The organism is Bacillus sp. RIT 809 (assembly GCF_016892495.1).
Classification (GTDB): domain Bacteria; phylum Bacillota; class Bacilli; order Bacillales; family Bacillaceae_G; genus Bacillus_A; species Bacillus_A cereus_U.
This window is the reverse complement of the sequence record NZ_JAFEMR010000031.1, coordinates 1-26061: the sequence shown is the minus strand read 5'-3', so window position 1 is coordinate 26061 and position 26061 is coordinate 1. Positions and strand designations below refer to the sequence as shown.

The window sequence follows — 26061 nt, the reverse complement described above, 5'->3', positions numbered from 1 at the left end:
TTTCTGTCAATTACAAAAATAGCTTTATTAAATTTATGGGTGCTATCTTTATTGGTTTTTGAAAGAATAGCGAGAAGACAGTTAAATATACCGAAACAAAAAGGATGGAATAACCAATATGTGAATGATACACATAAGTGGGGAAATAGAATTATCATTTTCTCTTATATAGTTGTTATTACTATAAGCACTTTTCTTCCAAATCGTATATTTATGGGCTATGTACCTCTTTTATTTTTTATTACGTTATATGGATTTCAATCATATATGGAGTGGAAATATGATAAGGAATCGCGTGAGTTTTTGATTTCATTATTAGGAGTTGTAGCATTAATAATAACAGGGTTCATACTATATTTCTTCCTTTAATATAGTATGAATTTAAAGCAAGAAGGAGAGAAGAAATGAAAAGACCTTTATTATGTGCAGAGGCGATCATTTTTAATGAAGATCATTCAAGAATACTCGTTCAATAACCGTTAATATAGTCCACTTTATTTTAAACAATTCAATGAAGTAATAGGAGGGATGATATTGAGAACCTATACATTTTGGATTATAATTTTTGTTTTTTGTATAGCGGGCTACTTTTTGGATCGATTTTTAAGAAAAAAATTGAATATGCCAAAGAGCGGGTTTTGGGGATATAATAAATATGTAAATAGCTTACATAAAAAATTGGAAATAGGACTGCTTTTTGTATATTTAATAATTAGTTTTATTTACATCTTTAAATTCGAAAGCACTAATATTTGGTTTATCATTTTCACTTATTTAGGGGTTACGTGGATCCTAAGGACATGGATGGAATGGAAGTATGATAGAGAATCGAAAGAATATATTTTTTCGATAATTGGATTATTTGCATTTATTTTTATGACTTCGATGCTATTTTACTTCGTTCCACCAGCTACATAATAAAAAAATATTGATGCGAGAGATATAAGAGGATGGATTATTTTGGATTTTACCGTAATTTTAAAATGGATTCGTGAAAAATATAAAGAGCAATCACTTATAATAATAGGTATTGATGGTACAAATGTTGAGATCATAAAGTAAATAGTAACCATTTATCTGAAAGATGATAAATGGTTACTATTCGTGTTAAAGTTACATCTTCTTAAAACTCCTCAAAACAAGAAACTCCCACAATCTCCATGGAAGAATTCTCTTCGCAAAGATCATAAATTTGACACCTTTTCCAATTGGATATCTTAATGTAGTACGTTTCGCTTCGGCAATTTCAACGATTTTATTGGCAACATCTATCGGATTACCAAATGTATTGCTGCCGCTATTAATATGTTTTTGTATTTTATCCATATATTCTTTGTAAGGAGAGTTTGTATCAGATTGGTTTTCAGCTAATTGTTTACCAACTTCCCATATGTTCGTGTTATAAGAACCAGGTTCAAGTATGGCAACGTCTATTCCGAAAGGTTTTACTTCTAAGCGAAGCGATTCACTCCAGCCTTCTAATGCATATTTTGAAGATACATAAGGGGATAAACCAGGAAATCCAACTTGGCCACTAATACTGCCTATATTAATGATTTTTCCACTTTTCTGCTTTCTCATATATGGTAAGACAAGTTGAGTGGTTGAAATAGCTCCAAAAAGGTTCGTTTCAAATTGTTTACGGTATTCCTCTACTGGAATTTCTTCTACAAAGCCTCCAGTTGCATATCCTGCATTATTAATGAGAAGGTCTACTCTATTCATGTCTTTTAAAAATAATTGAAAGTTATGTATAGAACTTTGATCTGTTACATCTAATTGTTGAACTTTTATGTTTTGCTGTAAGTTGAGTTTAGTAGCTTGAGATATTAAGTCTACTTGTTTTTCAAGATTTCGCATTGTAGCAATGACTAAATAGTCTTTTTTTGCAAGTTCAAGTGTAGTTAATAGTCCGAATCCACTTGATGCACCTGTAATAACCGCAATTTTTTTATTCATTGTCCGCTCGCTTTCTTTTTCTTTTATCATAACGAGTAATAAGAAGAAAATCTATTTATTGTATAAAGATATTTGATTTAATTGAAAATAATTATCAATTAAATTTTAGTTTTCACATAAAAGGAGTGTGGATTTCATGGAGACTAACGGTTTTCATGATATTTTTCATAAATACTTTCATGGTTTACAAGTTGTAGAGGAAAGACATATGAATATGCCCAAAACAATAGGTATGGGTGAAATACGAAGATGGACTTCGTGTTCAGGAATGGAAATTGTGTTATCAAATTATCAATTTCATAAAAATCATCGCATCCAGTTTGCATCTGATGCAGCAATGGTGGAGCTTAATTTTTGTTTACAAGGGTTCGGAGAAGTGCAAGTTGGTCATTCTTCGTATGAATTAATGACTGGAAATAGCTATTTATATTTTATGAATGATTTTGATGTATTATTTGAATATGAAAAAGAAACGCCTCTATATTCATTGGCGATTGGGATTCCTGTACAATTGTTTAATCATTTCATGATGAATAATGCTATTGAAAAAAGTCTTGATTTTCATTCTATATTAGGAAATCAACCTTTTAAAAAGTTTCAAAATCCAATTGATTCTATAACATCTAATATTATTAAGAGAATGATAGAGCATCCCCAAAAGGATCGTATTAATCAACTAGAAATAGAAAGTAAAGCGCTCGAATTGCTTTCTATACATTTTGGGAGAGTGTTGCTTAATGATTGTGACGCCAATAAAAGGAGTCAATTATCAAAAAAGGATTTGAATAAAATAAAACAAGCTGAAGAAATTTTACTTCAACGAATGGAATCACCCCCATCATTATTAGAATTGGCTAAAATAGTAGAATTAAATGATTATAAATTAAAAATTGGGTTTAAAGAATTATTTGGGATGTCCACATTTGCATATTTACGAGAAAAACGTATGGAACATGCGATAGATTTACTGCGTTCGGGAAATAGTAATGTGACCGAAACGGCATTTGCAGTTGGATACAATAATGTCAGTCATTTTTCAGAGTTATTTCGTAAAAAGTATGGAATGAATCCATCAAAATTTTTACGTATTTATTAACGTAAAACAGGAATAATCCGCTATACCGTAAACTCCTCCGTCATTTGGTAGTTGCTTTTTGTAATGGTCATTATAATTACAATCAACATCCAATTGGAAATAACTTTTTATGGAGGGATTTAAATGAAAGAGCAGAAGGAGCGTCATTTTTGGATATTTGTATTAACAGGAATGTTTCTTATTATAACAACGACGGGTTTTGCACGTATGGCATATGGAATTATATTGCCGTTTATGCAAGAAGGACTCCATTTATCTACAGCTCAATCAGGTATGCTAGGAACGATACTCTTTTTAGGCTATTTATTAACAGTCGGAACATCTGGAATACTCACCATTCATTTTGGAGCAAAATCAGTTTTATTAATAGGGAGTTGGCTCGTCGTTGTAAGTTTAATAGGATTAGCATTTGTTCCTTCAGTTTGGATAGCTGCTATTTTTATGCTATGTGCTGGAGCTGGAAGTGCTCTTGTATATACACCACTCATGTCAATAACAGTAGGATGGTTTCCAGAAAAAAGAGGAACTGCAATGGGGCTGTTATTAAGCGGTGCTGGCATAGGCATGCTATTTAGTGGAATAATTGTTCCTTATATAGTACGTACATTTCCAGAGTATAGTTGGCGTGGTTCATGGCTTTTGTTTGGCGTTATTACATGTATTGTTGTATTCGTTTCCTCAATTGTTTTGAAAAATCCAGAAGTTACTGAAGATGAGGGGGAAAGGAATAATAAGTCGTTTTTATGGAAAACGAAAGAGCTATACATCATTGCATGGATGTATTTTATTGTTGGAGTTGTTTATTTAATTCCAAATTTATATCAAACTAGTTTTATGATTGATAATGGTATTTCGGCATCAATTTCGGGAACTGTTTATGCGATTGCAGGTATGTTTTCAATCGTAGGAGCTCCTGTCTGGGGATTGATTTCGGATCGGATTGGTATAAAGAAGACGTTATGTATTTCACTTTTATTAGCTGTAATAGGTGATATGATTCCAATTATATTTGGACATATCATTGGCTTTATCATGTCGGCAATTATTTGGGGTTCCAGCCTCGGAGGTATCCTTTTATTAATTCAAGTTGCTGCCTCAAAGCAAGTATCTCCGAAATATGTCTCAATGGCAATTAGTTTTATATCCGTTTTCTATGCAGTTGGTCAAATGATTGGACCAGGACTTGCAGGATGGATTATCGGGGAAAGTGGTTATACAACAGCTTATGGATTAGGTGCTTTCGGTTTCTTTATGTGCATATGTTTGGGATTGAGGCTAAAAAGAGGGGATTTTGCAAACTCAGCGTATATAGAGAAGTGAGTATTGTCTTGAAATGAATCTTTTTAACGGGGGGAAGTAAAATGTTTCATGTTAAAGATGTTTTAGCAGATCAGTTATTAGCAAATGCGAATGATCCTAGTTGGTATATTCCGTTTTCAGATGCAGTTAAGGATTTATCTGAGAGAGAAGCTTTCTGGAAACCGAATGAAGAGAGTAATAGTATAGCTGAAATTGTACAACATTTACTGTATTGGAACTCGACGTGGCAAACAAGGTATAAAGAATCAAATGTTAATGCCGTGCCCGCTATTGGTGATAATAACAAAAGTTTTATGCTATCAGATAATCAAACATTTGAAGAGTTAAGAGAAAAACTATTAGAGAAACTGTTACAATGGCAAAATCTCATAAATGAAGACAAGGTTGAAAGTGATGTAATTGGATTTCCTGTATCTGCGAAGTGGTGGGAAGTATTAGCTAATGTAACAACTCATAATGCGTATCATATTGGTCAAATTATTTACATTCGGAAATTACAGAAGAGTTTTGATAGTGAATAGTGTAATGGTTCTCTAATTTATCTGAAGCAATTCATGAAGCATTATTGTAGGCCGTAAGACATGCTGTGCACGCTTGAAGGTAGAAAGACCAGTCTAAAATGACTGGTCTTTCTACTATCTAATAATATTTAAGTAGCAATTTGTGTGAAACTATAAAAATGTAGTTCCAACTATTCAATTGAAATGCCCTGTTGCTATTTGATTTCAATTGCTGAAGTAATATCGTTCCAATCCGCAGCTAAATTAGCAGTTTGACCATACCAATCAGAGTGTCTAAAGGAGACACCTTTTCCATATCCTTGAGTTGAAGAATGTTCCCATAGCGTTGTTGAATAACTTGCAGAAGGTGAAGCTGTACTTACAGAAGAAATTCTGTCGTTCCAGCTAGAAGGTAGGTTTTTAAAGCCGCTGCTCCAATAAATATACTGTCCACCTTTATTTTGATGCTCATAAAAATCGGTACTACCAGCACCACTACCTAAGGGGTTAATTTGATTTTTAAGTGCCTTTTTATCCTTTTCAATAAAAGCATTCAATGTTTCTCTGCTAGTAAAGCCATAAGCTAACCAATCTCCATTTTCATTTTGCTTAGGTAGTACCATAGTAATTTGGATGTCTTTTTTTGATTGATCGCTTAGTTTTGTGAATGAATTAACATTCTTTTCATCAACTTTTAAATAATCAAATGATTTAATTGTATTATCTTTTTCTGCAGCACTTACTACTCCTAATCCTCCAGTTAATGCAAAACCTGCTACTAATGTCCCTGCTACTAATTTCTTCAACATATAACCATCCCTTTTTTTGTTTAGATTTTTGTACAGGAAAATCTTGTACTAGTAAAATGTAATCTAGTTTTATAATCTTGTAAATATTCTGAAGTTTTAGAAATAATAGGCGGAATATTTGCAGTTTTACATTTTTTCTTTAGAAAAAATGGTTATTGGAATGATATAATAAATAAATATATTGCTTTTCTTGGATGTTAAAATATTTTAGGAGAGATGTCATTGAAATATTTCACAAGAGATTGGTATAAAGAAATGCAAATTTCAGGATTTGTAAATTACATAGAATTAATAGAAGAATGGAAAGAAGTGGATCCTGATTATATACAAAGTTTGAAAGACGAAGTAGAAGAAAGGAAAGAAGATTTATTGGATTTTCTTCCTGAAACACTACATCCATACATTCAAAATAACACTATTGATTCAGAATATCCACCTAATGAATTAAAGCAACTTTTGTTAGAGTGGACAGCAGATTATGAGAAAAGAATGGCTCAATTAGATCAATCATACTTAGAACATTTTAATTCCGTTAAGGAAATGCTTCCGGCAAATGTCATTCAGTTACATGAGGCATCACTACATGATAGTGAAATTTCAACTGTAGAGAGAAAATCAAAAGATATTTTATCTATAAAATTAGATTGCAGTGGCACTTTTAGTGATTTCGATAAACTTCAAGTAACTTTTACAGGAGTGACGAAATGTTCTATGCCGAAAAAATTTGAGGGTGCTTGGTGGCTATACCATGAAATAGAGCTTACTGAAGATGGATTTGAATTAGGTATGTTATTTGATTGCCCATTTGAAGAAGTAACGATTTGTGCAAAAGATGTCTTGCTTGAGAAAAAATAACTTGGTTATTTGTATATTAATTTATAATAAAGAGAGTTTCTTTTGCTGAAGTTTACAAGTTCGATAACAAAAAAACAGTCATTTAAGACTGTTTTTTATTTTGATACTAAATTATCAAGCTTCCAATATGTATTTGTTAATGGAGCAACTTTACTATCTATATACAAATACATGTTATTTAAGTCTTTAGGCGAAGTTTTCATTTCAAATACAACGTCAGTAGTTAAAGAAAATTCGAGTGGAACATTTTTATATTTCTCATCATCTACTGGATGAGCTTCACCTTCATATTTTTGACCAGTTTTTTCATCTTTTATGAAATATTTTATCTCTGAAAGATCAATAGTTTGTCCATCGGCTCGAACATTATTAATCATAACACGAGTTGTAAGACGCCACTCTTTGTCTATTTTTTCAAATTTTGCATTTTCAACTGTTGCTCTATAGTATCCGTTTTTAACTATTTCCCCATAGTGCATTGCATTCTTTTCGAGAGAGCTCTTTTCTTGTTTTGGTGTAGCACTGCTATTACATCCTGCCATTATTCCAGTAAATATTAATGCTGTACAAGTTACTTTAATTAAAGATTTCATAGTAATTCCTTTCTGTATTAAAAAGTAAAACATAGGGATAATTTTACAACAATAAGGAGATAAATAGAAGTATTTTAGTAGGATATGCAAATATACATTTATTCGGTGTTGAAGTTAATGAAATAGAAAGAGAGAGAAAACCTGCATAAAGCTGAAAAAATAAGAATTGAAAATATTGTAAAACGGAAGGGACATGCATATAATTAACATAAATATTAAATTTCTGAATTTTCAATAATGGTGGTGAGAACATGTTTACTGAAGAGCGTCGAGAGAACATTTTAGAATTGCTTAAGAAAGATGGAAGAGTAGTCGCAAAAGATCTTGCTGAAATATTTGATATGTCTATTGATTCTATAAGAAGAGATCTATCTATTATGGAGAAAGAGGGTTTATTAAAAAGGACGCACGGAGGTGCAATTGAACTTGCAAGAGTGAGGAACTTAGCTGCAGAGCCATCTAAACGTTATAGTAATGGCCCTATATATGAGGACGCAATCGCTAAAGTTGCTGCATCTTATATACAAGAAGGAGATTCCGTTTTTATTGGTGGGGCTTCAATTCATTGTGCTATGTTAAAATTTTTACCCGAAACATCATTCACAGTTATTACGAATTCTATAGAGATAGCTAGTTCGTTACGAGAATATAAGAACATAGAAGTGTATTTAATTGGTGGTAAGGTAAAACCTTCAGGAAATATTACTGATACACTTGCCTCGGAATTGATTAGTAGTTTTACTATTGATATTTATTTTTCCACAGGTGGTGGAGTTTCATTACATGGTATAAGTACTGCAACACCGGAAGTTGCTCATTTTGGAAAAACAGTAAGCAAAATCGCTCGAAGAAATATTTGTTTAGCTCCTCATAATAAACTCGGAATAGACTGCTTTATAAAAGGAGAGTCACTTAAAGAAATTGACCTTATAATAACAGATGAAGAGGCTAGTAAAGAAACTATTCAAGAATTTGAGAAACAAGGTAAACAAATTGTAATAGCGCCAATAGACTGCATTTAAAAGGAGTTTGAAATGATTATAAAAGGACAAGAGTTTCATATAAATGGATTAACTTATACAATTCGACCTGCAGCTAAGCAAGATGCAGATCAGCTATCGAAAATAAGAGTACGAATCGATGGAGAAACTGAAAATATGGATAGAGAAGAAGGTGAGGGATTTATAGATACGAAGGGATTCCAGGAAATAATAAAAACGGATAGTGAAAAAACAAGAAATCTCTTTTTAGTTGCAGAAGTGCACAATCGAATCGTTGGATTTTCAAGATGTGAAGGGTCTAATTTGAAGAGATTGTCTCATAAAGTAGAGTTCGGAGTTTGTATTTTAAAAGAGTATTGGGGATATGAGATTGGCAAAAATCTTTTACAAGAATCAATAAAGTGGGCTGATGAAAATGCAGTGAAAAAGATAGCGTTACAAGTGCTAGAGACAAATGAGAAAGCCATTCAGCTTTATAAAAAATTAGGTTTTGAAGTAGAAGGTATTCTAAAGAATGATAAAAAACTGTCGGATGGTAAGTATTATAATACGATAGTAATGGGAAGGTTTACTGATACTTTTCATAAAAGAGGTGAAGAAGTATGTTTTACAGAAGGAAGTACTATGTAGTAAAAAATGAATTCATAGAAATATTTAATGATCATTTCAATGATACTAATTTACCTAATCAATTAAAATATGGTTCTCGTTTAATAGGACGCTGGATGAAAGATAATAATGATGGTAAGACTGAAGTATTTGCAATATGGGAATATGATAGTTATGAAGAATATGTAGAAATTGAAACGGAAATTAGAAATGATAAAATGCATGTTAAAAGAATACATGATTGGTATGATAAACATGGCGGGAAAGAATATGTTTTACGAGAGTACATAATAGAGATGAAAAATGAAAAGTTACTATGTACTGTAAAATGATAGAGGAGTGAAGCCAAATGGGGATGAGAACGAAATTATATATTAGTTTAGCATCCACTATTTTATTCGCAATAGCGGTGGCAATATTCTTTTTAAATAACAATCCGATAAAGTGGTTTTGGTTATGTATTTTAGTAGGCTCCATTATACAAAATATAGTGTTGATAAAAAAACATAAAGAAATTCATTAAGATATTCAAATTATTAACATATTTGTGTCGTCTTTCTAATTGTGTTGAAAATGCTATTTCTCCTGTTCGATTGAGTTTTCACATCCGTATATGCTAAGTATGTTAACTTCAATTGCTCATGTGATTCAAAGTGAATGTAGCATTCAAATACATCAAAACGAACTACATGTAATTCACCGCTTTTTAGATGTAATTGATAGTGATGAACAAGTTGTTATTTGTAATCAATGTTCAAAATATAAATGGACGGGAAATATGCGGAACATAAATGTCATTTTATTACAGAAGGTGATAGGAAATCAAAAACAAATTGAGTTGCAAAATGGAAATAAAGAAAACATACGCTGAATTTCCGCGAAAAAATACAGTGTTATAGCATGATGGAAGCATTGTAAAAAACGAATGGAAATGTTTCATTAGCTGCAAAACTATTAGATGTGCCACGCAGTACATTTTATAAACGTATGCAAAAATTTAGGCTATAAAAGTAGATTTTTGTAATCTACTTTTTCTTTATGGGCTCACGTTCTGTCGGAATGTGCGCTTACCGGGGAAATAATAGAATAGTTAGAAAGAAGATTTCCTGAAGGGGGTTAGCATGTGAAGTATATTGAAATTGGAATCGGGAATAGGTGGTTCGTTCGAACAGAAACTGAAAATAAAGACGGAACTGAATTTGAGGAACGCGGCATTATAAAACCTATTTATTTTGAGTCTTTATATGTACGAATTTGGTTGTGGAAAACGTGTTTTATTTTTGATACGAGAGAGGGCTTTAAGAAAGTAAGAAAAAGTAGAGCTGAGTATAAGTTTATTGTTGGAATGGTGAGTAGGTTAAAACAATAGAATCAAACAGGGGGTGTTCTTATGATTAGAATTACCACATTCATACTCGCAATTATTGTAATGGTCTATTCCATCTATAGTTGGAATGATGATTCGAAACAAAGTATGCTTATTCTACAATTGCTTCTAGGATTTATGTTAGCTGGTATGGGGATACAAAACTTTAAGAAGGATGAAAAAGAGAATAGGAATATGGGGCTTTTGCTATTACTTACATCACTTTTTTGTATTATTGTATCGTTAATAAAATATTTCAAATAAACCGTTACTCAATATACTTAGTAACGGTTTATTTGAGGTTATAATGTGCTATTTATATAACCCCGTCGTATACATTTCCGTCAATGTATACACTATTTCTTCTACATCAATTTTTTTATCATTTTGAACGATTGTCCAAAGGAACATTTCATTCATAGAGAACCAGCCGCATGCGACAATCTCTTTATTTAACTTAGTTCGTACTAATTCATTTTCCAGGGAATGAGTAATGTCTTGTATAATCCGTGTTACAAAGCGTTCGCGAATCTCATCCCATTTTTGACGTATTTCTTTTGAGGTTCTTATTGCTTCTTCAACAACTTGTAATATAGCTCTTTCTTCTTGTGCTAACTGTAAAAAAGCGCGCACTTGATTCTGAATCATATCTCGTGCTTCGGCCTTTGTTTGAGGGGAAAAAGAGCGATCAGCAATATCATAAAAGCGATTCATCACACCTTCCATCAAAACGACGAGGAGAGCATCTTTGTTTTTAAAGTATACATATGCTGTTCCATAACCAGTTTCTGCATGTTTAATAATTTGTGTGATTGTAGTTTTCTGAAATCCGTTTTTTATAAAAATAGTATAACCGGAATGTAATAGTTTCTTTTTCGTTTCTAAGGAGCGGTGTTTTCTTGTTGAAAGAGTAGTGTTTTTCAAGGAATCACCTCTTTATACTGAAATATCTGAAAATATAATTGTATTGTAAAAGAAGTTCGTATATAAAGTCAACTGACATAATATCATTGACGTTATATCAATTTAAGTGATATATTTCAATTAGTTAGAATAAAAAGAAAATTAAAAGAAGGTGACACCATGTATAAAGAACCATTTCAACCAACTTATGAGTATGCGCTTGAATGTGATAAACATGATGAACTGAAAGATTTTCAAACTGAATTTTATAAAAAAGAAGGAATAATATATTTAGATGGTAACTCTTTAGGTTTGCTTTCAAAAAGAGCAGAGAAATCGTTACTTACTTTGCTAGATTCATGGAAAGAGTTTGGAATTGATGGATGGACTGAAGGTGAGCATCCGTGGTTTTTCCTTTCGGAGAAATTAGGTGAATTGACAGCACCTCTTATTGGAGCTTTGCCGGAAGAAACAATTGTAACCGGTTCCACGACTGCGAATATACATCAAGTTATTGCGACGTTTTATGAGCCGAAAGGAATACGTACAAAAATTCTTGCGGATGAATTAACATTTCCGTCAGATATTTATGCGCTTCAAAGTCAAATTCGTTTAAAAGGCTTAGATCCAGATGAGCATTTAGTACGAGTGAAAAGTCGAGATGGAAGAACACTTTTTGAAGATGATATTATTCAGGCAATGACAGATGATATCGCTTTAATTTTATTGCCTTCTGTACTATATAGAAGCGGACAAATTCTCGATATGAAGCGATTAACAGCTGAAGCTCATAAACGTGGTATTCATATCGGTTTTGACTTATGTCATTCAATCGGTGCTATTCCGCATCATTTTAACGAATGGGATGTAGATTTCGCTGTATGGTGTAATTATAAATATTTAAATGCAGGTCCTGGTGGTGTTGCAGGTTTATATGTGAATAAAAACCATTTAGATAGACTTCCAGGATTATCTGGTTGGTTTAGCTCTAGAAAGGATAAGCAGTTTGATATGGAACATTCATTAACTGCGGCTGATCATGCTGGAGCCTATCAAATAGGGACACCTCACGTATTAAGTATTGCACCATTAATCGGTTCTCTTGAAATTTTTAAAGATGCCCGTATTGAAAGATTACGTGAAAAGTCATTACATATAACAAGATATATGCTCGATTTAATTCAATTGGAGTTAAATGATATGGGATTTACAATCGGAAATCCGCTAGAGGATGAAAAACGAGGCGGGCATATTTATTTAGAACATGCTGAGGCGGCACGTATATGTAAAGCGTTAAAAGCAAATGGAGTGATTCCAGACTTTAGAGCTCCAAATGGAGTTAGACTTGCGCCTGTTGCTTTATACAATACGTATGAGGAAGTATGGAACTCTGTACAAATCTTAAAGAAAATTATGAAAAATGAAGAATATAAAAACTTTGAAAATAAGCGAGAGGTTGTGGCGTAAGCATGAAAACATCGCAGTGGATTGATATTTCACAACCGCTAAATAATGATATCGCGACATGGCCAGGGGATACACCGTTCTCGTATGAAGTTTCATGGTCAAAAGAAGACAGTGGTTCGGTAAATGTCGGAAAGTTAACGATGAGTATCCATACAGGTACTCATATTGATGCACCATTTCATTTCGATAATGACGGTAAGAAGGTGTTGGATTTAGATATACACGTATATGTAGGCGCAGCACGAGTTATCGATGTGTCAGGGCTGGAGAGTATCGGTAAAAAGGAATTGGAACGTTTTAAATTAGAAGGTGTAGAGCGATTATTATTACGTACATCTTCACATGGTAAAGCGCAAGAATTCCCAGAAAAAATCCCGTATTTACGTGCTGATATTGCAGATTTTCTATCAAGTAAGGGCATTCGTTTAATTGGGGTAGATGTACCCTCTGTTGATCCTTTAGATGATAAAGAACTAGAAGCACATCATCAATTATTTAAACACGGAATTCACATTTTAGAAAATGTCGTACTCGATCACGTAGCAGACGGCGATTACGAACTTATTGCCTTACCACTTGCATTAACAGATGCAGATGGGAGCCCAGTTCGCGCTGTTATTAGACCAATATAAATAGAAATATATAAAAGGGGCGTTTGATTAATATGAAAGAAAACGAAAAGGTAATTATGGAAAAAGGGATTCACACTGATTTTAAGGAAAATATGACGTACGGAGAGTATTTACAGCTAGATAGCTTATTATCTAGTCAACAAAGATTATCAGATCATCATGATGAAATGTTATTTATCGTTATTCACCAAGCGAGTGAGCTTTGGATGAAACTAATTTTACATGAACTGAATGCAGCAATTGAATCTATTAAACAAGATAAATTACCACCAGCTTTTAAAATGTTAGCACGTGTATCAAAAATTCAGTCGCAAATTATTCAATCTTGGGATATTCTTGCGACATTAACGCCATCAGAATATATTGAGTTCCGTGATTCACTTGGTCAGGCTTCCGGTTTTCAATCGTATCAATATCGAATGATTGAGTATGCACTTGGTTATAAAACACCACATGCATTAAAGATTTATGAAAAGGACCCAGAATTACATGCTCGTCTTCATAAAGCACTTCATGCACCAAGTTTGTATGATGTGGCGATACAAGCGCTTGTTAAAGAAGGATTCCCAATTCATGAAGATGTGTTAAACCGTGATATTACGCAGCCTTACGAAGAGGATGCAACTGTAGAAGCGGCTTGGATAGAAGTATATGCGGACGTGCAGAAATATTGGGATTTATATCAGCTTGCAGAGAAATTAATCGATATTGAAGACTGGCTACAACAATGGCGTTTCCGTCATATGAAAACGGTAGAACGAATTATTGGTCATAAAATGGGAACAGGTGGCTCTTCTGGCGTATCTTATTTAAAGCGAGTACTTGATCAATGCTTCTTCCCAGAGCTTTGGAATGTTCGAACGAAATTATAAAATAAACTTGTCAGCTATTAAATGCTGGCAAGTTTATTTTTTTGTTTTAAAAACAAATATGATTTAATAGAGAGAACGAGATGAACAACAAATATTACATAATCATTTAGATGGAGGAAGATTTCTTGAACTTTGAGCAATTACAAAATAAATTTGTAAAGAAAAAAGTTAATACATTTCTTGTTTATCAAAAGGGGGAATTAACGACTGCGTACTATAAAACGATAGACTGTGCAAATGACTTATTTAAAATTAATTCGATTACAAAAAGTATTGTATCTATATTAATTGGTATCGCAATTGATAAAGGATTTATAAATAATATACATACACAAATCACAACATGGATTCCAAATGTACCGGAGAAAAAGAGGGAATTAACGCTGTATCATTTATTAACGATGACAACAGGAGAAGATTGGCAAGAGTTCGGAAATGGGGTTATTTTCCCAAATGACTTTGTGGAATCAGACAATTGGGTGCAATACATTTTAGAAAAGCCGCTCATTGAAGAAATGGGTACGAAAATGAATTATAATTCAGGCTCTTCTCACTTACTTAGTTACATCATTCAACAAGCAACTGGAATGTCGACGGAGCAGTTCGCGAAAAAGTATTTATTTGAGCCGTTAAACATTACGGAGTATGAGTGGCAACAAGACCCGCAAGATATATATGTTGGCGGATTCGGTATGAAAATGAAATCTATAGACTTATTAAAGTTAGGGAAATTATGTTTGAACAATGGATATTGGAAGGGGAATGAAATTGTATCATCGAAATGGTTAGAAGAATCAAATACAGCTCTATTTGAAACGTATGAACATGTCGGGGCATATGGATATCACTGGTGGGTATTACATAACGAAAGATTTCACATACCGTATTGTATGTATTTTGCTATGGGATACGGAGGGCAATACATTATTATCATTCCGCAGTTAGAGCTCGTAGCGGTTATTAGTAGTCACATGCCGAAACGTGGCCTCGTACCATTAAAGTTATTTATAGAGCATATAATAGAGAATTCCAATCATAAATAAGAAGAGGAAGGGGGTGTTTTATGAAAAGTGCAAAAATGATAGCGGTTTATAGACTGTTATTAAGTCTTCTAGCGTTTAGCGCACTTATTACACAATTTGTTACAAGGGCACAAGTGAAACCGTTCAATCCAGTTAATTTTTTTAGTTTCTTTACAATCGAAAGTAATATTTTAGTGGCGGTAATTCTACTATTAAGTAGCTTGGGGACAGCCACATTCGGACGTTCCGAGCAGTTTGGAGTTCTTCGCGGCGCAGCTACAGTATACATACTGACAACAGGACTTATTTATTTTTTGTTATTAAGGGGATTAGAAGAGTCACTTCAAACGCCGATACCGTGGGTAAATACTGTGCTTCATTACATCATGCCATTAGCGATGATTTTAGATTGGGTTATAAATCCACCTACAAAGACCATTACATGGAAACAGGCTGCGAGTTGGCTTGTTTTCCCGCTTTTATATGTTGTCTATAGCTTAATCCGCGGTCCATTCGTGAATTGGTACCCATATCCGTTTCTCGATCCGAGAATAGGTGGATATGGGAGAGTGCTTTTATATAGTATCGGAATAGCGGTTGTAATTGGAGCTATTTGCGGATTAGTAAAAATGTTAGGAAATCGATCTTTGCATATAAAAAATAATCCTCCTTATTAAGGAAGAAGTACATAAAGAAACCTCTGTCTGTATGTAAAGACGGAGGTTTCTTTGTTTTACCGATTTGTCTTCTGAAAGGACATCTTTAAAAATTTCTCTGTTTTCGTATCAAACTCTATATCCACAAAAACACCATACTCTTTTCCACCCTCACGTAGCCATAATTTAAACTTTTCAACTGTTATTTGAACAGTTTTTGGTTTTCTACCTATATGAAGGTAATCGATAATCTCAGCTTTCGGATATTGTTCTTTCGTTTTTTCAACGGCTAGTTTACCCCATTTTGCATAGGGTGGCTGTGCGTGAACGATAGATGGACCAGTATATATATTTGAACATGCTGTTAGTAAAAAAATCGCGAATGCTATACGTGTGAAGAAATACTTCATAATAAGCTCCTTTTACTCTTTTTTATATTGTGTGCATATATCTTCAAGCATATAAGCTTGGCTTTTTTTGTCTTCTTTACATAAAAGCTTCACATTTACAAAACATAACCATGAATTCATTCTGTATTTAAGGAGGGAAACATATGCGTCAAAAAGGTTTTTTGAAGATAGCGGTTTTACTTACCTTTATTGGCTTATCTTTAATGGTAAGTAGTATACAAACCAAAAATGTAGAAGCCTTTTCTAATCAAGTAATCCAAAGGGGAGCATCTGGAGAAGATGTCATTGAATTACAATCTCGTTTGAAACATAACGGATTTTACTCAGGAAAAGTAGATGGTGTTTTCGGATGGGGTACATATTGGGCGCTTCGAAACTTTCAGCAAAAATTCGGATTGCCGGTTGATGGTTTAGCGGGTGCTAAAACGAAGCAAATGCTTGTAAAAGCGACGAAGTATGATAAGTCGACCGCTAATAAAGGTACTACAACTAATAAAGGGAATAGCGGTGGTACTGCACAAGAAAATAAACCACCACAAAGTAAAGGGACAAATGTTCCAAACGGTTATTCTCAAAATGACATTCAGTTAATGGCAAACGCTGTATACGGAGAGTCACGCGGCGAGCCATATTTAGGACAAGTTGCAGTGGCTTCGGTTATTTTAAATCGTGTTACAAGTGCATCGTTTCCAAATACCGTTTCAGGTGTAATCTTTGAACCGAGAGCCTTTACAGCAGTAGCAGACGGACAAATATATTTAACGCCAAATGAAACAGCGAAAAAAGCCGTATTAGATGCGATCAATGGATGGGATCCAACCGGGAATGCATTATATTATTTCAATCCAGATACCGCGACAAGTAAATGGATTTGGACTCGTCCACAAATTAAAAAAATCGGTAAACATATTTTCTGTAAATAGAGCGGAGGTGGAACTATGTTAAGAGGTATTATTATTGTGTTATTAACAATCGGTGTAGTTGGAACAGGATATTGGGGCTATAAAGAACACCAAGAGAAAAATGCGGTTTTAATTCGAGCGGAAAATAGTTATCAACGAGCATTCCATGATTTAGCATACGAGGTTGATTTGTTACACGATAAAATTGGCACAACGCTTGCTATGAATTCACGCACATCTTTATCACCTGCATTAGCAGATGTATGGCGTTTAACATCAGAGGCTCGTTCTGATGTAGGGCAACTACCATTAACATTAATGCCATTTAATAAAACGGAAGAGTTCCTTGCGAATATCGGTGATTTTAGTTATCGTGCAGCGGTTCGTGATTTAGAAAAAGAACCGTTAAATGATCAAGAATATAAAACGTTACAAGGTTTATATTCAAATGCAGAAAATATACAAGATGAACTGAGAAAAGTGCAGCATCTTGTATTGAAAAATAATCTTCGCTGGATGGATGTAGAAATGGCTCTAGCGTCAAACCAAGATCCAGCAGATAACACAATTATTGATGGATTAAAAACAGTTGAAAAGAATGTAACGTCGTACTCGTCTACTAATTTCGGACCTACTTTTACAAGTGCACAAAAGAACAAAAAAGGTGGGTTTGAAGCAGAAGGAAAAGCAATTTCAGAAGATGAGGCAGGAAAAATTGCAAAATCATTTTTGAATTTAAAAGGAAATGAAAAAGTAGATGTTGAGAAAAGTGGAAAAGGTGCAAAAGAATCTTTCTACAGTGTGAAAATTAAAGACCCAGCAACAAACAACGAATATTACATGGATATTACCGGAAAAGGTGGGTACCCAATTTGGGTAATGAATAATCGAGAAATTAAAGAACAAAAAATTAGTTTAAATGATGCAGGAAGTAAAGGATTAACATTTTTAAAGGATCATAAGTTTACAAATATGGAGCTATTTGATAGTTCTCAATATGATAATATCGGTGTGTTTACGTACGTTGTAAATGAAAATGGAGTGCGTATTTATCCAGAAGCAATTCAAATGAAAATTGCTTTAGATGATGGATCGATTGTTGGTTTTTCGGCAAAGGAATATTTAGCATCGCATCAAAAACGAACAATTCCGAGTGCGAAGCTAACTGCTGCTGAGGCGAGAAAGAAAATTAATCCCGATGTAAAAGTTATGGAAGAACGTAAAGCTGTAGTAGTAAATGACTTGCATAATGAAGTACTTTGCTATGAGTTTGTTGGTACTTTAGGGAAAGATACGTACCAAATTTTCATTAACGCAAATAGCGGGGCAGAAGAAAAAGTGAAGAAGATGCAAGCTGTTGAAAAAATTTATGATTAAACATCAATGATAAAGTGGTGAAAATAATGAAAATCATTATATATATGTTAATGCTTTGTTTCGTTATTACTGGATGTAGCATTGGAAAAAAAGACAATCCTAATGAAAAGCCAGAACAAAAAAATGTCTCGATGAAAAATGTTACGTATACAAATAAATCAAATAAGCCAAATGAAAAAGCAGCTGATCATCTGGCATCTTTAGCTGCAAGTATACCTGGTGTAAACGATGCGACAGCAGTAGTAGTTGGGAAATATGCTGTTGTAGGTATTGATGTAAAAGCGAAACTTGATCGAACTCGCGTTGAGTCAATTAAGTATTCTGTTGCAGAAAGTTTGAAAAATGACCCAAATGGTGCTAATGCAGTTGTTGTAGCAGATGTTGATACGTATGAAAGACTAAAACAAATAGGTAAGCAAATTAAGAATGGTAAAACGGGTGAAGGTATACTTGATGAATTAGCAGCAATTGTTGGCCGTGTAATGCCGCAAGTTCCAAATGATATGATTGAAAATAGAGAAACAAACCCGATTAAAGACAATGATAAACAATTACCAAAAGATGAAGAACAAGAACTTCGAAAAGAACAAGATGATCAGTCAAATAATCATTTGAAAAAATAGTGGAAATCCCGTACTAAATCGTACGGGATTTTTGTTTAAGATTAAATATTCAGTTTATTTTTAAGGGGAAATATGGTTTAATAATGAGGGGAGGGACAACCGTTATGATGAAAAAAAGCACACTCATATTGTGTAGTTTATGCATAGGTTTTAGTATGACAGCGTGTGACCAGAAGAAAGAAGTGAAGAAGAAAACTGCTACATCTTCTACTATAACGGAAAATAAAAATCAAAAATCCATTAATGTAAATCATTTCTCAAATATTAATGAAGGAATGACATATTTAGAAGTGAAAGATTTAATCGGTTTTGAAGGGGATTTACTCATAGAAGAAGGGGAAGAACATTCTACACGAATTAAACAAATTTTTGCTTGGAAAGGCAACGATCCAAAATCATTTGCTGAAATTACATTTTTGGATGGAAAAGTGCATTCTAAAACACAGCAAGGTTTAAGTTAATAACTTGAAGGAGTGGGAGAGTTAAGCATGAACATACATACAGGGGAAATACAATTAGTTCCGTATAAGGAGCAGTATAAAGAGATAATACAATCATTTACTTTACCAAGTGAACAAGTTCAATTTACGGCGAATCCAGGTGAATTACTGGAGAAAGCGAAAAATGATCGAACGAAAAATGTAGTTGTTATTTTAGACTATAACGGAGTACCTGTAGGTGTATTTATATTACAAACAGGTGATAGAGTACAGGAGTTTACAGAAAATAAGGATGCCATACTTTTAACTTCTTTTTCTGTTAATCATAATAAACAAGGAAAAGGATATGCTAAAAAATCATTGGCGTTATTACAAGACTTTATAAAATATTATTATCCAATAAAAAATGAAGTAATTCTTGCTGTAAATGAAAAAAATATTCCGGCACAACAGTTATATGAGAAAGTTGGATTTCAAGATAGAGGATTTAGAAGAATGGGACCAATTGGACAACAATTCATATTACATTTACCTATAACGAGATAATAAGATAACAAAGCTTACTCTTGAAAAAAATCATGTAGTAAGTTTTTTCATTTGAGATATTTTCCAAACATGATATGTTAGAGGCATTAAGGTAAGTATTCGAGAAGTATGAAGGTGCAAAACAATTCGATTGCTAAGCATGTAAATACGCGAGGGGTAATCATATGACAATTTATATTGCATTACTACGGGGAATAAATGTAGGTGGGCATAAAGTAATCAAAATGGCGGATTTGAAAAAAGTCTTTGAATCAATAGGGTTAAAAAAAGTGAAAACATATATTCAAAGTGGAAATGTAGTGTTTGAGTCAGAAGAAGAGATAAGTTTTTTAAAGGAACGAATTGAATGTGAAATTAAGAATGTTTTTGATTTCGATGTTCCAGTTATGTTAAGAACAAAAGATGAATTTATAAATATTATAAAAACGTGTCCTTATGAAGCCGATGTATTGTTAGAGGGAGAAAGCATACATGTTGCCTTCTTAGCCAATGTACTTTCTGAAGAAGACAGTAATCAGTTGCTTACGATTAAAAGCGAAATAGAAGATTGCCATATTGAAGGAGGAGTAGTGTATTTGTTTTTCAAAAAAAGCATTCGGAATTCTAAAGTAATGAACCAGTTTCAAAAATTACATACGCCAGCTACAGTAAGGAACTGGCGGACTGTGAATAAGCTGAAAGCAATAGCAGAAGAGATTTAAATAAAAAAAGTAGTTTTCTGTAAATAGAAAACCACTTTTTTTATTTATATTGTTTGGCGACAATGAGTTCAACGATAGGGAAAATAAGAAAGGAAGAACAGAGTGCAATAAATAGTGGAAGGTTTTTTACACCATCCAAATTGGAACCCATAGAAAATCCTTCTGAGCAGAGTAATATAAGGAACATAACAACTACAAGCACAAAATACGCGATTTTAAAGCTTTTATATGTAATTTGTTGTCCCAGTTCATCTTGACTTTTTTTTGATACTCCGTTTGGATCTCCCCATGTAATATGATTTATTAAATTACTAAGTATTAAAGAAGCAGCGAAAATTGTCCCGCCCAAAATCGAGCCTTCAGTTGCATATTTGTATGCGCCATGTCCGAGTATCGCGATTAACGATAAAACAATGATTACAAAAATAATCTTTTTAGTATTCAATATATAATTGCACCTCCACCGTTGTAAAAAACTCTTTACATCCATAGTATAAAATTGGAAATGTTTTTTACATATGAAGTGAGTGTTTATAATATTTTATTTTTGGGATAAATAAAAAATTACATTACATTTGAATGTAAAAGAATGGGCTCGCATATATTTGGAAGGGATGTCAGATTAATTTAGGGGGTAGTTATGTCTATTCTTTTAAAAGCTGGTGCAGATGCAGGAAATAATGGTTTGAAGTTAATGGTGAAAGGGCAGGAACCCATTTTTATTCCGAGTATTTATTCTTTATATATCGGTGAGCCTACGGGGTTGTTAGATGAGGTTGATGTTTCATCGTCAGAATTAGAGAATCACATTGATGTGACCATTAGTTCTCCATCGCTAATGTTAAATAATGTACGATACATCGTTGGAGAAAAAGTGATTCAAGATCAATTAAAAGGTACAGAAGTGGAGAAAAAATCAAATAAATCTACTGATGAGTTAATGGTTATTACAATCCTTTCAGGTTTAGCGATAAGTGCTATGCGTCAAAGTCCAACTTCAAGTCATATTAATATTCGTTATGATTTATCTGTTGCTCTTCCAATGCAACTTATTACACAGGAAATCGCTGCTGAAAATTCGAAACGGTATATGGGTAATCACAAGGTCATATTCCATTATCCAAATGGACGCGATGTTACGATTAATGTTTCTATTGAGTTTTGTAAATGTCTACCTGAAGGCGCTTCTGGGACGTGGGGGATTGTATATGATGAGGAAGGAAATGTTGTGAAACATAAAATAGAATGTGAACAAAATCAAGTTTCAGAAATTGATTTTGTAGATAAAACTTTATTGTCTTTTGATATTGGCGCGGGGACAACGGAAGAAGTTGTTTCATTAGGGGTGAATTTCCGCCCGCAATTAAGTAAAGGATTATCGTACGGTGTAAAAGAAACGTTATTACAAATTATTACGAGGTGGAATCGGAAATATCCTACGAAAACAATTGATAGTATTACAGAATTTAACCAAATTTATTTAAATGAAAAGCACCCAAGAAATGCATTGTTAGTTGAGGAATCGCAACCAGCGTTTTTAGGTTTAGCAGCACGTGTCGCAACGGATATTATTAACAAAATTGATGATATGAAAGACGATCCATACGTATTTATTTATGGTGGGGGCGCAGTTATTATTAAAAATAGCTTAAAAATGATTTTGAAACAAAAAGGACGCTTGAAAAATGTAATTTTTGTAGATAACCCGTTATTCACCAATGCTCGTGGTCTTTTAGTATATACATGTTCGCCAAAATATAGAGAGCATAAGCAAAAAGAGTTAGGATTCACAAACTTAACGATAAGTTAGTTGGTGGAAGTATGCGATCTAGGCGATTTAAACATGGTGATCGAGTGAAAATAAATATTAATAAATCGGTATCACCTGAAATGATTGCATGGCTTAATAAACAAACTAATCCAACTAATTTCTTTTTCTTTGCAGCGCAGCAATTATTTAAACAAGTAGGAGATATTGATGTATCGAAAGCCTTGCCAAGTAGTCATGTTTTTTCTTTATATGTAGAACCGCCATCTCTACTAAAAGTTGAAGTGAATCCATTTAAAAACGTACCACTAGAAAATAGTAAATCCACCGAAAATGTAAAAAAAAAATCGTGGGAATCTGTTGATCAGTTAGATTGTCCATTCTTTTGAACATAGAAAAATATAGGTAGAGCCCATCACTATACATAAGAATGCAGTGATGGGTTTTTGTTATTGTATCGTAATCATTATAAATAGAAGGGACAAAAAAATTTGTGCCCCTTCTAATAGTTGTTCTTATCTTATATGGGATATATGTTCTGAAACTGCTTTAATAATTTTATCCCAGTCATCTGGATGATTCTCGTGTCCTGTACCTTCAAGGGGGAATAGCTTTGAGTTCGGAATTTCATCAATAAGTGCGAGTCCATGTTCAAGTGGAAGAGCTGTATCGTCCGTACCATGAATTACTAAAGTAGGTACTAGTAATGACTTAAGTATACCTTCATAAGAATCATCACCTGTAAGGAGGGCATGGTTGAACATGCTTAATAAATTGTTGGCACGTTCTATTTCTTGCTTTACTTGTTTCAAAGTTCTTGCTTCATCAAATATACGCTTTGATCCACAGAGTAGACGTGATCCTGTAACTAAATATTTCGCTATAACATCTTTATTTGTCCAATCTAAATTCGCACCATTAGCATGATGTGTCAAAATTCTTTCATCCATTGGAGGCAAATCACGAGTATTGTTATCAGATCCAATAACGCTTGTTGCTAGTAATGTTAAGGACAAAATTCTTTCTGGGTGTTTTACTGCAGCAATTTGAGCAATCATACCTCCTAATGACATGCCCAGAAGGTGTGCCTTGTCAATATGATATGCATCGAGTACCCCGATTGCATCCTCAGCCAGGTCAGCTACAGTGTAATTGGAAGTCCCAGGCTCATATGTAACAGAGCGCCCAACATCACGGTTATCATAGCGAATGACAAATCTTCCTGTGCTAGCCAACCTTTCACAAAATTCTTCATCCCAATAAACCATTGAACACGTAGCTCCCATAATTAATAATATTGCTGGATTATTAGGATTTCCAAAGCCTTCTGTACATATATCAATACCGTTTACTTTGAAAACTTGTTCACTCATAGCACACTCTCCGTTTCATTTAAAGGTCATTAATAAATAAAGAGAAATATAACTTTGGGTGTTTCTTAGCCGTAAACTAGATTGTATTAAAGTTAAGTACATGCTTTTTGCACTCATGATACTTAATTAGTAGAGATAAATATCACCTCCAAACATATTTATTGTCATTCAAGGCGAAAAATTTTGAAAAATAATTGTTTGTTATTAAAATAAACAGCAAGGGGGCGAGGAAATGAAAGCAATTGTTATTAATCAATATGGTAGTGTTGAAGAATTACAAGAAAGACAAGTTCCAAAGCCAGTTGTTAAATGTAATGAAGTATTAATACGCATACACGCAACATCTGTCAATCCTGTTGATTGGAAAATAAGAAAAGGGGACTTACAAGAAAAGTTACGATTTTCATTTCCGATCACTTTAGGTTTAGATGTCGCTGGAGTAGTTGAAGAAGTTGGAGAAGGTGTGAATCATTTTAAAATAGGAGATAAAGTATTTACGAAACCCGAAAATATAGGGAAAGGTTCTTATTCTGAATACATTACAGTGAAATCGGATTTAGTAGCGCAAATGCCAAATAATCTTAATTTTGAAGAGGCAGCATCTATACCTCTTGCAGGACTAACAGCTTGGCAAAGTCTTGTTGATTATGCACAAATAAAAGAAAATGACCGAGTATTCATTCATGCTGGAGCGGGCGGAGTAGGGAGTTTTGCAATTCAAATCGCAAAATCATTTGGGGCCTTTGTCGCAACAACTGCAAGTAGTAAAAATGAAGAGTTTTTAAAGTGTTTAGGGGCTGACCTTGTTATTGATTATAAAAAAGATAAATTTGAAGAGTTACTATCAGATTATGATATTGTGTTAGATACAATCGGCGGAGAAGTACAAGAAAAAAGTTTTCGAATTATTAAATCTGGTGGTGTTCTAGTTTCTATCGTTCATGAACCACTTCATGAAGTAAAGGGCATAAAATCAGGGTTTTTATGGTTGAAACCAAGTGGGAAGCAATTAGACGAATTAACTAGTTTGATCCAAGCTGAAAAAATTAAACCAATCATTAGCAAAGTTGTTCCGTTTAATGAAAAAGGAGTTAGAGAAGCTCATATTTTGAGTGAAAGTCAGCATACTAGAGGGAAAATTGTAATTACAATGGAATGATGGTTACATAAATATATGAGTGGTGACTATAAAAAATAAGAATTGTCACCACTCATATAAACTACAATTTTTGCTACCGTGAATACATTTTTGGACATTCATCACCACGTGGTTCGTAAAAACAATGGCTTTTAAATTGCCCTGCAAACGGCTGATTATACCATTCAGGCGGACAAGCTCCAACTGGACGGAAATACCAAAGAGCCCACCTTGCCGGCCAGCGCCATTCACCTTGTAAAACTTTTCTTGCGATTTCTTTTTCTGATTCACGGGCACGTTGATAAAAGTATCCGTATTGTACCGCTTCGAATCCACCAGGACTTTGATATACTGCATCACTTACAGATCGAAGTTGTTTAAAATCTAAGCAATCACAAAATACACGATTTACTACAACACATCCAACAAGTTGTTCACCTTGTCGTCCTTCGCCCTCAGCTTCAGCACGGATTAAACGTGCTAGTAAATCAACGTCACTTTCGTTGTATGGGATAAGGGGCATAGTGATACCACCTTTCTATAACTGTTATAGTAAAGAGTGTATGTTTCAAAATGAGCTAAGTGCTTTTGTAATCTGAAAATAACTTTTAATTTTAACGCATTATCCGGAAGAAGTCTCCTTCCTCAAGCGTGTGAAGGACGATAGCAAAGCGGTAGGTGGGAGATGAATTGCGGTTTGGCGTAGCCAAAAAATTGGTTTTCCTATTTATTTCGCCTCTGCTATAATCAGTCTTATAAGAGGTAAAGTTTGGTATAACAATGAAATGAGATGATCATGCAGTGTTCATGTTGTGTTATCACCGCCATAGATAAAGTAGAAATGTTTATGGGAAAGTGAGATGAATTGATATGACAAAGCATAATAAGGCGTATAAGTTTCGCCTGTATCCAACAGAAAAACAAGCCTATCTGATACGTAAAACTTTCGGGTGTGTACGCTTTGTGTATAATAAAATGCTGGCTGAGCGGAAAGAAGTATACGAAACGTACAAAGAGAACAAGGAAGAACTGAAGAAACAAAAATTCCCTACTCCTGCAAAATACAAAGTGGAGTATGAATGGTTGAAAGAAGTCGATTCATTGGCATTGGCCAACGCTCAAT

The 26061-nt window shown here is 33.7% G+C and carries 35 protein-coding genes and 1 pseudogene; 28 read left to right on the top strand and 8 right to left on the bottom strand.

Annotated features, from left to right (window positions below; translation table 11 throughout):
- Positions 1-51 precede the first annotated feature (51 nt).
- Together JTF23_RS24345 and JTF23_RS24340 are read left to right on the top strand one after the other, a co-directional pair.
- Complete coding sequence (locus JTF23_RS24345; protein ID WP_204209982.1) at positions 52-369, top strand: DUF4181 domain-containing protein; 318 nt, start codon at positions 52-54, stop codon at positions 367-369.
- Between the two features lie 165 nt (positions 370-534).
- The gene (locus JTF23_RS24340) at positions 535-918 is read left to right on the top strand and encodes a DUF4181 domain-containing protein (protein ID WP_001261511.1); all 384 of its coding nucleotides are present in this window, start codon (positions 535-537) and stop codon (positions 916-918) included.
- Between the two features lie 195 nt (positions 919-1113).
- On the opposite strand, the gene JTF23_RS24335 is transcribed toward JTF23_RS24340, so the two are convergent.
- Positions 1114-1959 carry an oxidoreductase gene (locus JTF23_RS24335; protein WP_206775087.1) on the bottom strand — a complete coding sequence of 282 codons (846 nt, stop codon included), beginning with the start codon at positions 1957-1959 and terminating at the stop codon, positions 1114-1116.
- Positions 1960-2095: 136 nt separating this feature from the next.
- Between JTF23_RS24335 and JTF23_RS24330 the strand changes: the two genes are divergently transcribed.
- The 3 genes from JTF23_RS24330 to JTF23_RS24320 all read left to right on the top strand — a co-directional run bounded on the left by JTF23_RS24330 (position 2096) and on the right by JTF23_RS24320 (position 4896).
- Complete coding sequence (locus JTF23_RS24330) at positions 2096-3055, top strand: helix-turn-helix domain-containing protein (protein WP_204209980.1); 960 nt, start codon at positions 2096-2098, stop codon at positions 3053-3055.
- Between the two features lie 123 nt (positions 3056-3178).
- The gene (locus tag JTF23_RS24325) at positions 3179-4375 is read left to right on the top strand and encodes an MFS transporter (protein WP_002161527.1); all 1197 of its coding nucleotides are present in this window, start codon (positions 3179-3181) and stop codon (positions 4373-4375) included.
- A 41-nt stretch (positions 4376-4416) separates the two neighbouring features.
- Positions 4417-4896 carry a DinB family protein gene (locus JTF23_RS24320; RefSeq protein ID WP_002110268.1) on the top strand — a complete coding sequence of 160 codons (480 nt, stop codon included), beginning with the start codon at positions 4417-4419 and terminating at the stop codon, positions 4894-4896.
- A 194-nt stretch (positions 4897-5090) separates the two neighbouring features.
- Here JTF23_RS24320 and JTF23_RS24315 read toward each other — a convergent pair whose 3' ends face one another.
- Positions 5091-5684: a hypothetical protein gene (locus tag JTF23_RS24315; protein ID WP_000914462.1), complete on the bottom strand. Its 594-nt coding sequence runs from the start codon at positions 5682-5684 to the stop codon at positions 5091-5093.
- Positions 5685-5906: 222 nt separating this feature from the next.
- On the opposite strand from JTF23_RS24315, the gene JTF23_RS24310 reads away from it, so the two are divergent.
- Positions 5907-6539, top strand: a complete 633-nt coding sequence (locus JTF23_RS24310; protein WP_204209979.1) for a DUF4085 family protein — start codon at positions 5907-5909, stop codon at positions 6537-6539.
- Between the two features lie 95 nt (positions 6540-6634).
- On the opposite strand, the gene JTF23_RS24305 is transcribed toward JTF23_RS24310, so the two are convergent.
- A complete protein-coding gene (locus JTF23_RS24305) occupies positions 6635-7132 on the bottom strand; it encodes a hypothetical protein (protein ID WP_204209978.1) in 498 nt (165 codons plus the stop codon).
- 251 nt (positions 7133-7383) lie between these two features.
- On the opposite strand from JTF23_RS24305, the gene JTF23_RS24300 reads away from it, so the two are divergent.
- The 7 genes and pseudogenes from JTF23_RS24300 (at position 7384) to JTF23_RS24270 (ending at position 10372) form a co-directional block, all read left to right on the top strand.
- Positions 7384-8154, top strand: coding sequence for a DeoR/GlpR family DNA-binding transcription regulator (locus JTF23_RS24300; protein WP_204209977.1), 771 nt, complete (start codon positions 7384-7386; stop codon positions 8152-8154).
- Positions 8155-8166: 12 nt separating this feature from the next.
- Positions 8167-8763, top strand: coding sequence for a GNAT family N-acetyltransferase (locus JTF23_RS24295; RefSeq protein ID WP_204209976.1), 597 nt, complete (start codon positions 8167-8169; stop codon positions 8761-8763).
- A complete protein-coding gene (locus JTF23_RS24290) occupies positions 8736-9074 on the top strand; it encodes an NIPSNAP family protein (protein WP_204209975.1) in 339 nt (112 codons plus the stop codon). Before JTF23_RS24295 ends, JTF23_RS24290 begins: the two co-directional genes overlap by 28 nt.
- A gap of 17 nt (positions 9075-9091) precedes the next feature.
- Positions 9092-9265, top strand: coding sequence for a hypothetical protein (locus JTF23_RS24285; protein WP_002110256.1), 174 nt, complete (start codon positions 9092-9094; stop codon positions 9263-9265).
- 216 nt (positions 9266-9481) lie between these two features.
- A pseudogene (locus tag JTF23_RS24280) lies at positions 9482-9750 on the top strand (helix-turn-helix domain-containing protein); the annotation flags it as partial.
- A 115-nt stretch (positions 9751-9865) separates the two neighbouring features.
- Positions 9866-10111 (top strand): DUF3977 family protein, encoded by a 246-nt coding sequence (locus JTF23_RS24275; RefSeq protein WP_002110254.1) that lies wholly within the window; start codon positions 9866-9868, stop codon positions 10109-10111.
- 21 nt (positions 10112-10132) lie between these two features.
- A complete protein-coding gene (locus tag JTF23_RS24270; protein WP_193658006.1) occupies positions 10133-10372 on the top strand; it encodes a DUF3953 domain-containing protein in 240 nt (79 codons plus the stop codon).
- 48 nt (positions 10373-10420) lie between these two features.
- Here JTF23_RS24270 and JTF23_RS24265 read toward each other — a convergent pair whose 3' ends face one another.
- Entirely contained in the window at positions 10421-11032 is a 612-nt protein-coding gene (locus JTF23_RS24265) for a TetR/AcrR family transcriptional regulator (protein ID WP_002110252.1), read from the bottom strand.
- Between the two features lie 159 nt (positions 11033-11191).
- Here JTF23_RS24265 and kynU point away from each other — a divergent pair, with 159 nt between their 5' ends.
- From kynU to JTF23_RS24240, 5 genes are all read left to right on the top strand, one after another.
- Positions 11192-12478, top strand: a complete 1287-nt coding sequence (gene kynU, locus JTF23_RS24260) for a kynureninase (protein ID WP_204209974.1) — start codon at positions 11192-11194, stop codon at positions 12476-12478.
- Between the two features lie 2 nt (positions 12479-12480).
- A complete protein-coding gene (gene kynB / locus JTF23_RS24255; RefSeq protein WP_078173595.1) occupies positions 12481-13110 on the top strand; it encodes an arylformamidase in 630 nt (209 codons plus the stop codon).
- A gap of 32 nt (positions 13111-13142) precedes the next feature.
- Positions 13143-13982, top strand: coding sequence for a tryptophan 2,3-dioxygenase (gene kynA, locus JTF23_RS24250; protein WP_002110249.1), 840 nt, complete (start codon positions 13143-13145; stop codon positions 13980-13982).
- 125 nt (positions 13983-14107) lie between these two features.
- Positions 14108-15025, top strand: a complete 918-nt coding sequence (locus tag JTF23_RS24245; protein WP_204209973.1) for a serine hydrolase domain-containing protein — start codon at positions 14108-14110, stop codon at positions 15023-15025.
- Positions 15026-15045: 20 nt separating this feature from the next.
- Entirely contained in the window at positions 15046-15681 is a 636-nt protein-coding gene (locus JTF23_RS24240) for a Pr6Pr family membrane protein (RefSeq protein WP_204209972.1), read from the top strand.
- A 56-nt stretch (positions 15682-15737) separates the two neighbouring features.
- Here JTF23_RS24240 and JTF23_RS24235 read toward each other — a convergent pair whose 3' ends face one another.
- Positions 15738-16070: a YqzG/YhdC family protein gene (locus tag JTF23_RS24235; RefSeq protein ID WP_078181338.1), complete on the bottom strand. Its 333-nt coding sequence runs from the start codon at positions 16068-16070 to the stop codon at positions 15738-15740.
- A gap of 143 nt (positions 16071-16213) precedes the next feature.
- Between JTF23_RS24235 and sleB the strand changes: the two genes are divergently transcribed.
- From sleB to JTF23_RS24205, 6 genes are all read left to right on the top strand, one after another.
- Positions 16214-16993, top strand: a complete 780-nt coding sequence (gene sleB / locus JTF23_RS24230; RefSeq protein WP_204209971.1) for a spore cortex-lytic enzyme — start codon at positions 16214-16216, stop codon at positions 16991-16993.
- A 15-nt stretch (positions 16994-17008) separates the two neighbouring features.
- A complete protein-coding gene (gene ypeB / locus JTF23_RS24225) occupies positions 17009-18349 on the top strand; it encodes a germination protein YpeB (protein ID WP_204209970.1) in 1341 nt (446 codons plus the stop codon).
- Positions 18350-18375: 26 nt separating this feature from the next.
- The gene (locus JTF23_RS24220) at positions 18376-18972 is read left to right on the top strand and encodes a YhcN/YlaJ family sporulation lipoprotein (RefSeq protein ID WP_002110243.1); all 597 of its coding nucleotides are present in this window, start codon (positions 18376-18378) and stop codon (positions 18970-18972) included.
- Between the two features lie 104 nt (positions 18973-19076).
- Positions 19077-19433 (top strand): hypothetical protein, encoded by a 357-nt coding sequence (locus tag JTF23_RS24215; protein ID WP_002110242.1) that lies wholly within the window; start codon positions 19077-19079, stop codon positions 19431-19433.
- Positions 19434-19460: 27 nt separating this feature from the next.
- Positions 19461-19958: a GNAT family N-acetyltransferase gene (locus JTF23_RS24210; RefSeq protein ID WP_204209969.1), complete on the top strand. Its 498-nt coding sequence runs from the start codon at positions 19461-19463 to the stop codon at positions 19956-19958.
- A 164-nt stretch (positions 19959-20122) separates the two neighbouring features.
- The gene (locus tag JTF23_RS24205) at positions 20123-20659 is read left to right on the top strand and encodes a DUF1697 domain-containing protein (RefSeq protein ID WP_204209968.1); all 537 of its coding nucleotides are present in this window, start codon (positions 20123-20125) and stop codon (positions 20657-20659) included.
- Between the two features lie 40 nt (positions 20660-20699).
- Here JTF23_RS24205 and JTF23_RS24200 read toward each other — a convergent pair whose 3' ends face one another.
- A complete protein-coding gene (locus JTF23_RS24200) occupies positions 20700-21104 on the bottom strand; it encodes a hypothetical protein (RefSeq protein WP_016105039.1) in 405 nt (134 codons plus the stop codon).
- A gap of 195 nt (positions 21105-21299) precedes the next feature.
- Here JTF23_RS24200 and JTF23_RS24195 point away from each other — a divergent pair, with 195 nt between their 5' ends.
- Together JTF23_RS24195 and JTF23_RS24190 are read left to right on the top strand one after the other, a co-directional pair.
- Entirely contained in the window at positions 21300-22469 is a 1170-nt protein-coding gene (locus JTF23_RS24195) for a ParM/StbA family protein (protein ID WP_016105038.1), read from the top strand.
- Positions 22470-22480: 11 nt separating this feature from the next.
- Positions 22481-22816, top strand: coding sequence for a hypothetical protein (locus tag JTF23_RS24190; RefSeq protein ID WP_016105037.1), 336 nt, complete (start codon positions 22481-22483; stop codon positions 22814-22816).
- Positions 22817-22942: 126 nt separating this feature from the next.
- On the opposite strand, the gene mleBCA is transcribed toward JTF23_RS24190, so the two are convergent.
- A complete protein-coding gene (gene mleBCA, locus JTF23_RS24185) occupies positions 22943-23800 on the bottom strand; it encodes a BCA family alpha/beta fold macrolide esterase (RefSeq protein ID WP_204209967.1) in 858 nt (285 codons plus the stop codon).
- Positions 23801-24032: 232 nt separating this feature from the next.
- Here mleBCA and JTF23_RS24180 point away from each other — a divergent pair, with 232 nt between their 5' ends.
- The gene (locus JTF23_RS24180) at positions 24033-24959 is read left to right on the top strand and encodes an NADP-dependent oxidoreductase (RefSeq protein ID WP_016105035.1); all 927 of its coding nucleotides are present in this window, start codon (positions 24033-24035) and stop codon (positions 24957-24959) included.
- A 73-nt stretch (positions 24960-25032) separates the two neighbouring features.
- Here the strand turns inward: JTF23_RS24180 and JTF23_RS24175 are convergent, their stop codons facing one another.
- Positions 25033-25461, bottom strand: coding sequence for a cell wall hydrolase (locus JTF23_RS24175; RefSeq protein ID WP_016105034.1), 429 nt, complete (start codon positions 25459-25461; stop codon positions 25033-25035).
- A gap of 347 nt (positions 25462-25808) precedes the next feature.
- Here JTF23_RS24175 and JTF23_RS24170 point away from each other — a divergent pair.
- Positions 25809-26061: helix-turn-helix domain-containing protein (locus JTF23_RS24170; protein WP_204209966.1), on the top strand; the 253-nt coding region annotated here is incomplete at its 3' end.

Coding starts and splice junctions, on each gene's coding strand:
- JTF23_RS24180 (WP_016105035.1), top strand. CDS start 24,033: ATGAAAGCAATTGTTATTAATCAATATGGTAGTGTTGAAGAATTACAA.
- ypeB (WP_204209970.1), top strand. CDS start 17,009: ATGTTAAGAGGTATTATTATTGTGTTATTAACAATCGGTGTAGTTGGA.
- JTF23_RS24220 (WP_002110243.1), top strand. CDS start 18,376: ATGAAAATCATTATATATATGTTAATGCTTTGTTTCGTTATTACTGGA.
- JTF23_RS24320 (WP_002110268.1), top strand. CDS start 4,417: ATGTTTCATGTTAAAGATGTTTTAGCAGATCAGTTATTAGCAAATGCG.
- sleB (WP_204209971.1), top strand. CDS start 16,214: ATGCGTCAAAAAGGTTTTTTGAAGATAGCGGTTTTACTTACCTTTATT.
- JTF23_RS24215 (WP_002110242.1), top strand. CDS start 19,077: ATGATGAAAAAAAGCACACTCATATTGTGTAGTTTATGCATAGGTTTT.
- kynU (WP_204209974.1), top strand. CDS start 11,192: ATGTATAAAGAACCATTTCAACCAACTTATGAGTATGCGCTTGAATGT.
- JTF23_RS24330 (WP_204209980.1), top strand. CDS start 2,096: ATGGAGACTAACGGTTTTCATGATATTTTTCATAAATACTTTCATGGT.
- JTF23_RS24285 (WP_002110256.1), top strand. CDS start 9,092: ATGGGGATGAGAACGAAATTATATATTAGTTTAGCATCCACTATTTTA.
- JTF23_RS24205 (WP_204209968.1), top strand. CDS start 20,123: ATGACAATTTATATTGCATTACTACGGGGAATAAATGTAGGTGGGCAT.
- JTF23_RS24195 (WP_016105038.1), top strand. CDS start 21,300: ATGTCTATTCTTTTAAAAGCTGGTGCAGATGCAGGAAATAATGGTTTG.
- JTF23_RS24325 (WP_002161527.1), top strand. CDS start 3,179: ATGAAAGAGCAGAAGGAGCGTCATTTTTGGATATTTGTATTAACAGGA.
- JTF23_RS24235 (WP_078181338.1), bottom strand. CDS start 16,070: ATGAAGTATTTCTTCACACGTATAGCATTCGCGATTTTTTTACTAACA.
- JTF23_RS24270 (WP_193658006.1), top strand. CDS start 10,133: ATGATTAGAATTACCACATTCATACTCGCAATTATTGTAATGGTCTAT.
- JTF23_RS24190 (WP_016105037.1), top strand. CDS start 22,481: ATGCGATCTAGGCGATTTAAACATGGTGATCGAGTGAAAATAAATATT.
- JTF23_RS24210 (WP_204209969.1), top strand. CDS start 19,461: ATGAACATACATACAGGGGAAATACAATTAGTTCCGTATAAGGAGCAG.
- kynA (WP_002110249.1), top strand. CDS start 13,143: ATGAAAGAAAACGAAAAGGTAATTATGGAAAAAGGGATTCACACTGAT.
- JTF23_RS24300 (WP_204209977.1), top strand. CDS start 7,384: ATGTTTACTGAAGAGCGTCGAGAGAACATTTTAGAATTGCTTAAGAAA.
- JTF23_RS24240 (WP_204209972.1), top strand. CDS start 15,046: ATGAAAAGTGCAAAAATGATAGCGGTTTATAGACTGTTATTAAGTCTT.
- kynB (WP_078173595.1), top strand. CDS start 12,481: ATGAAAACATCGCAGTGGATTGATATTTCACAACCGCTAAATAATGAT.
- JTF23_RS24290 (WP_204209975.1), top strand. CDS start 8,736: ATGTTTTACAGAAGGAAGTACTATGTAGTAAAAAATGAATTCATAGAA.
- mleBCA (WP_204209967.1), bottom strand. CDS start 23,800: ATGAGTGAACAAGTTTTCAAAGTAAACGGTATTGATATATGTACAGAA.
- JTF23_RS24335 (WP_206775087.1), bottom strand. CDS start 1,959: ATGAATAAAAAAATTGCGGTTATTACAGGTGCATCAAGTGGATTCGGA.
- JTF23_RS24315 (WP_000914462.1), bottom strand. CDS start 5,684: ATGTTGAAGAAATTAGTAGCAGGGACATTAGTAGCAGGTTTTGCATTA.
- JTF23_RS24175 (WP_016105034.1), bottom strand. CDS start 25,461: ATGCCCCTTATCCCATACAACGAAAGTGACGTTGATTTACTAGCACGT.
- JTF23_RS24305 (WP_204209978.1), bottom strand. CDS start 7,132: ATGAAATCTTTAATTAAAGTAACTTGTACAGCATTAATATTTACTGGA.
- JTF23_RS24295 (WP_204209976.1), top strand. CDS start 8,167: ATGATTATAAAAGGACAAGAGTTTCATATAAATGGATTAACTTATACA.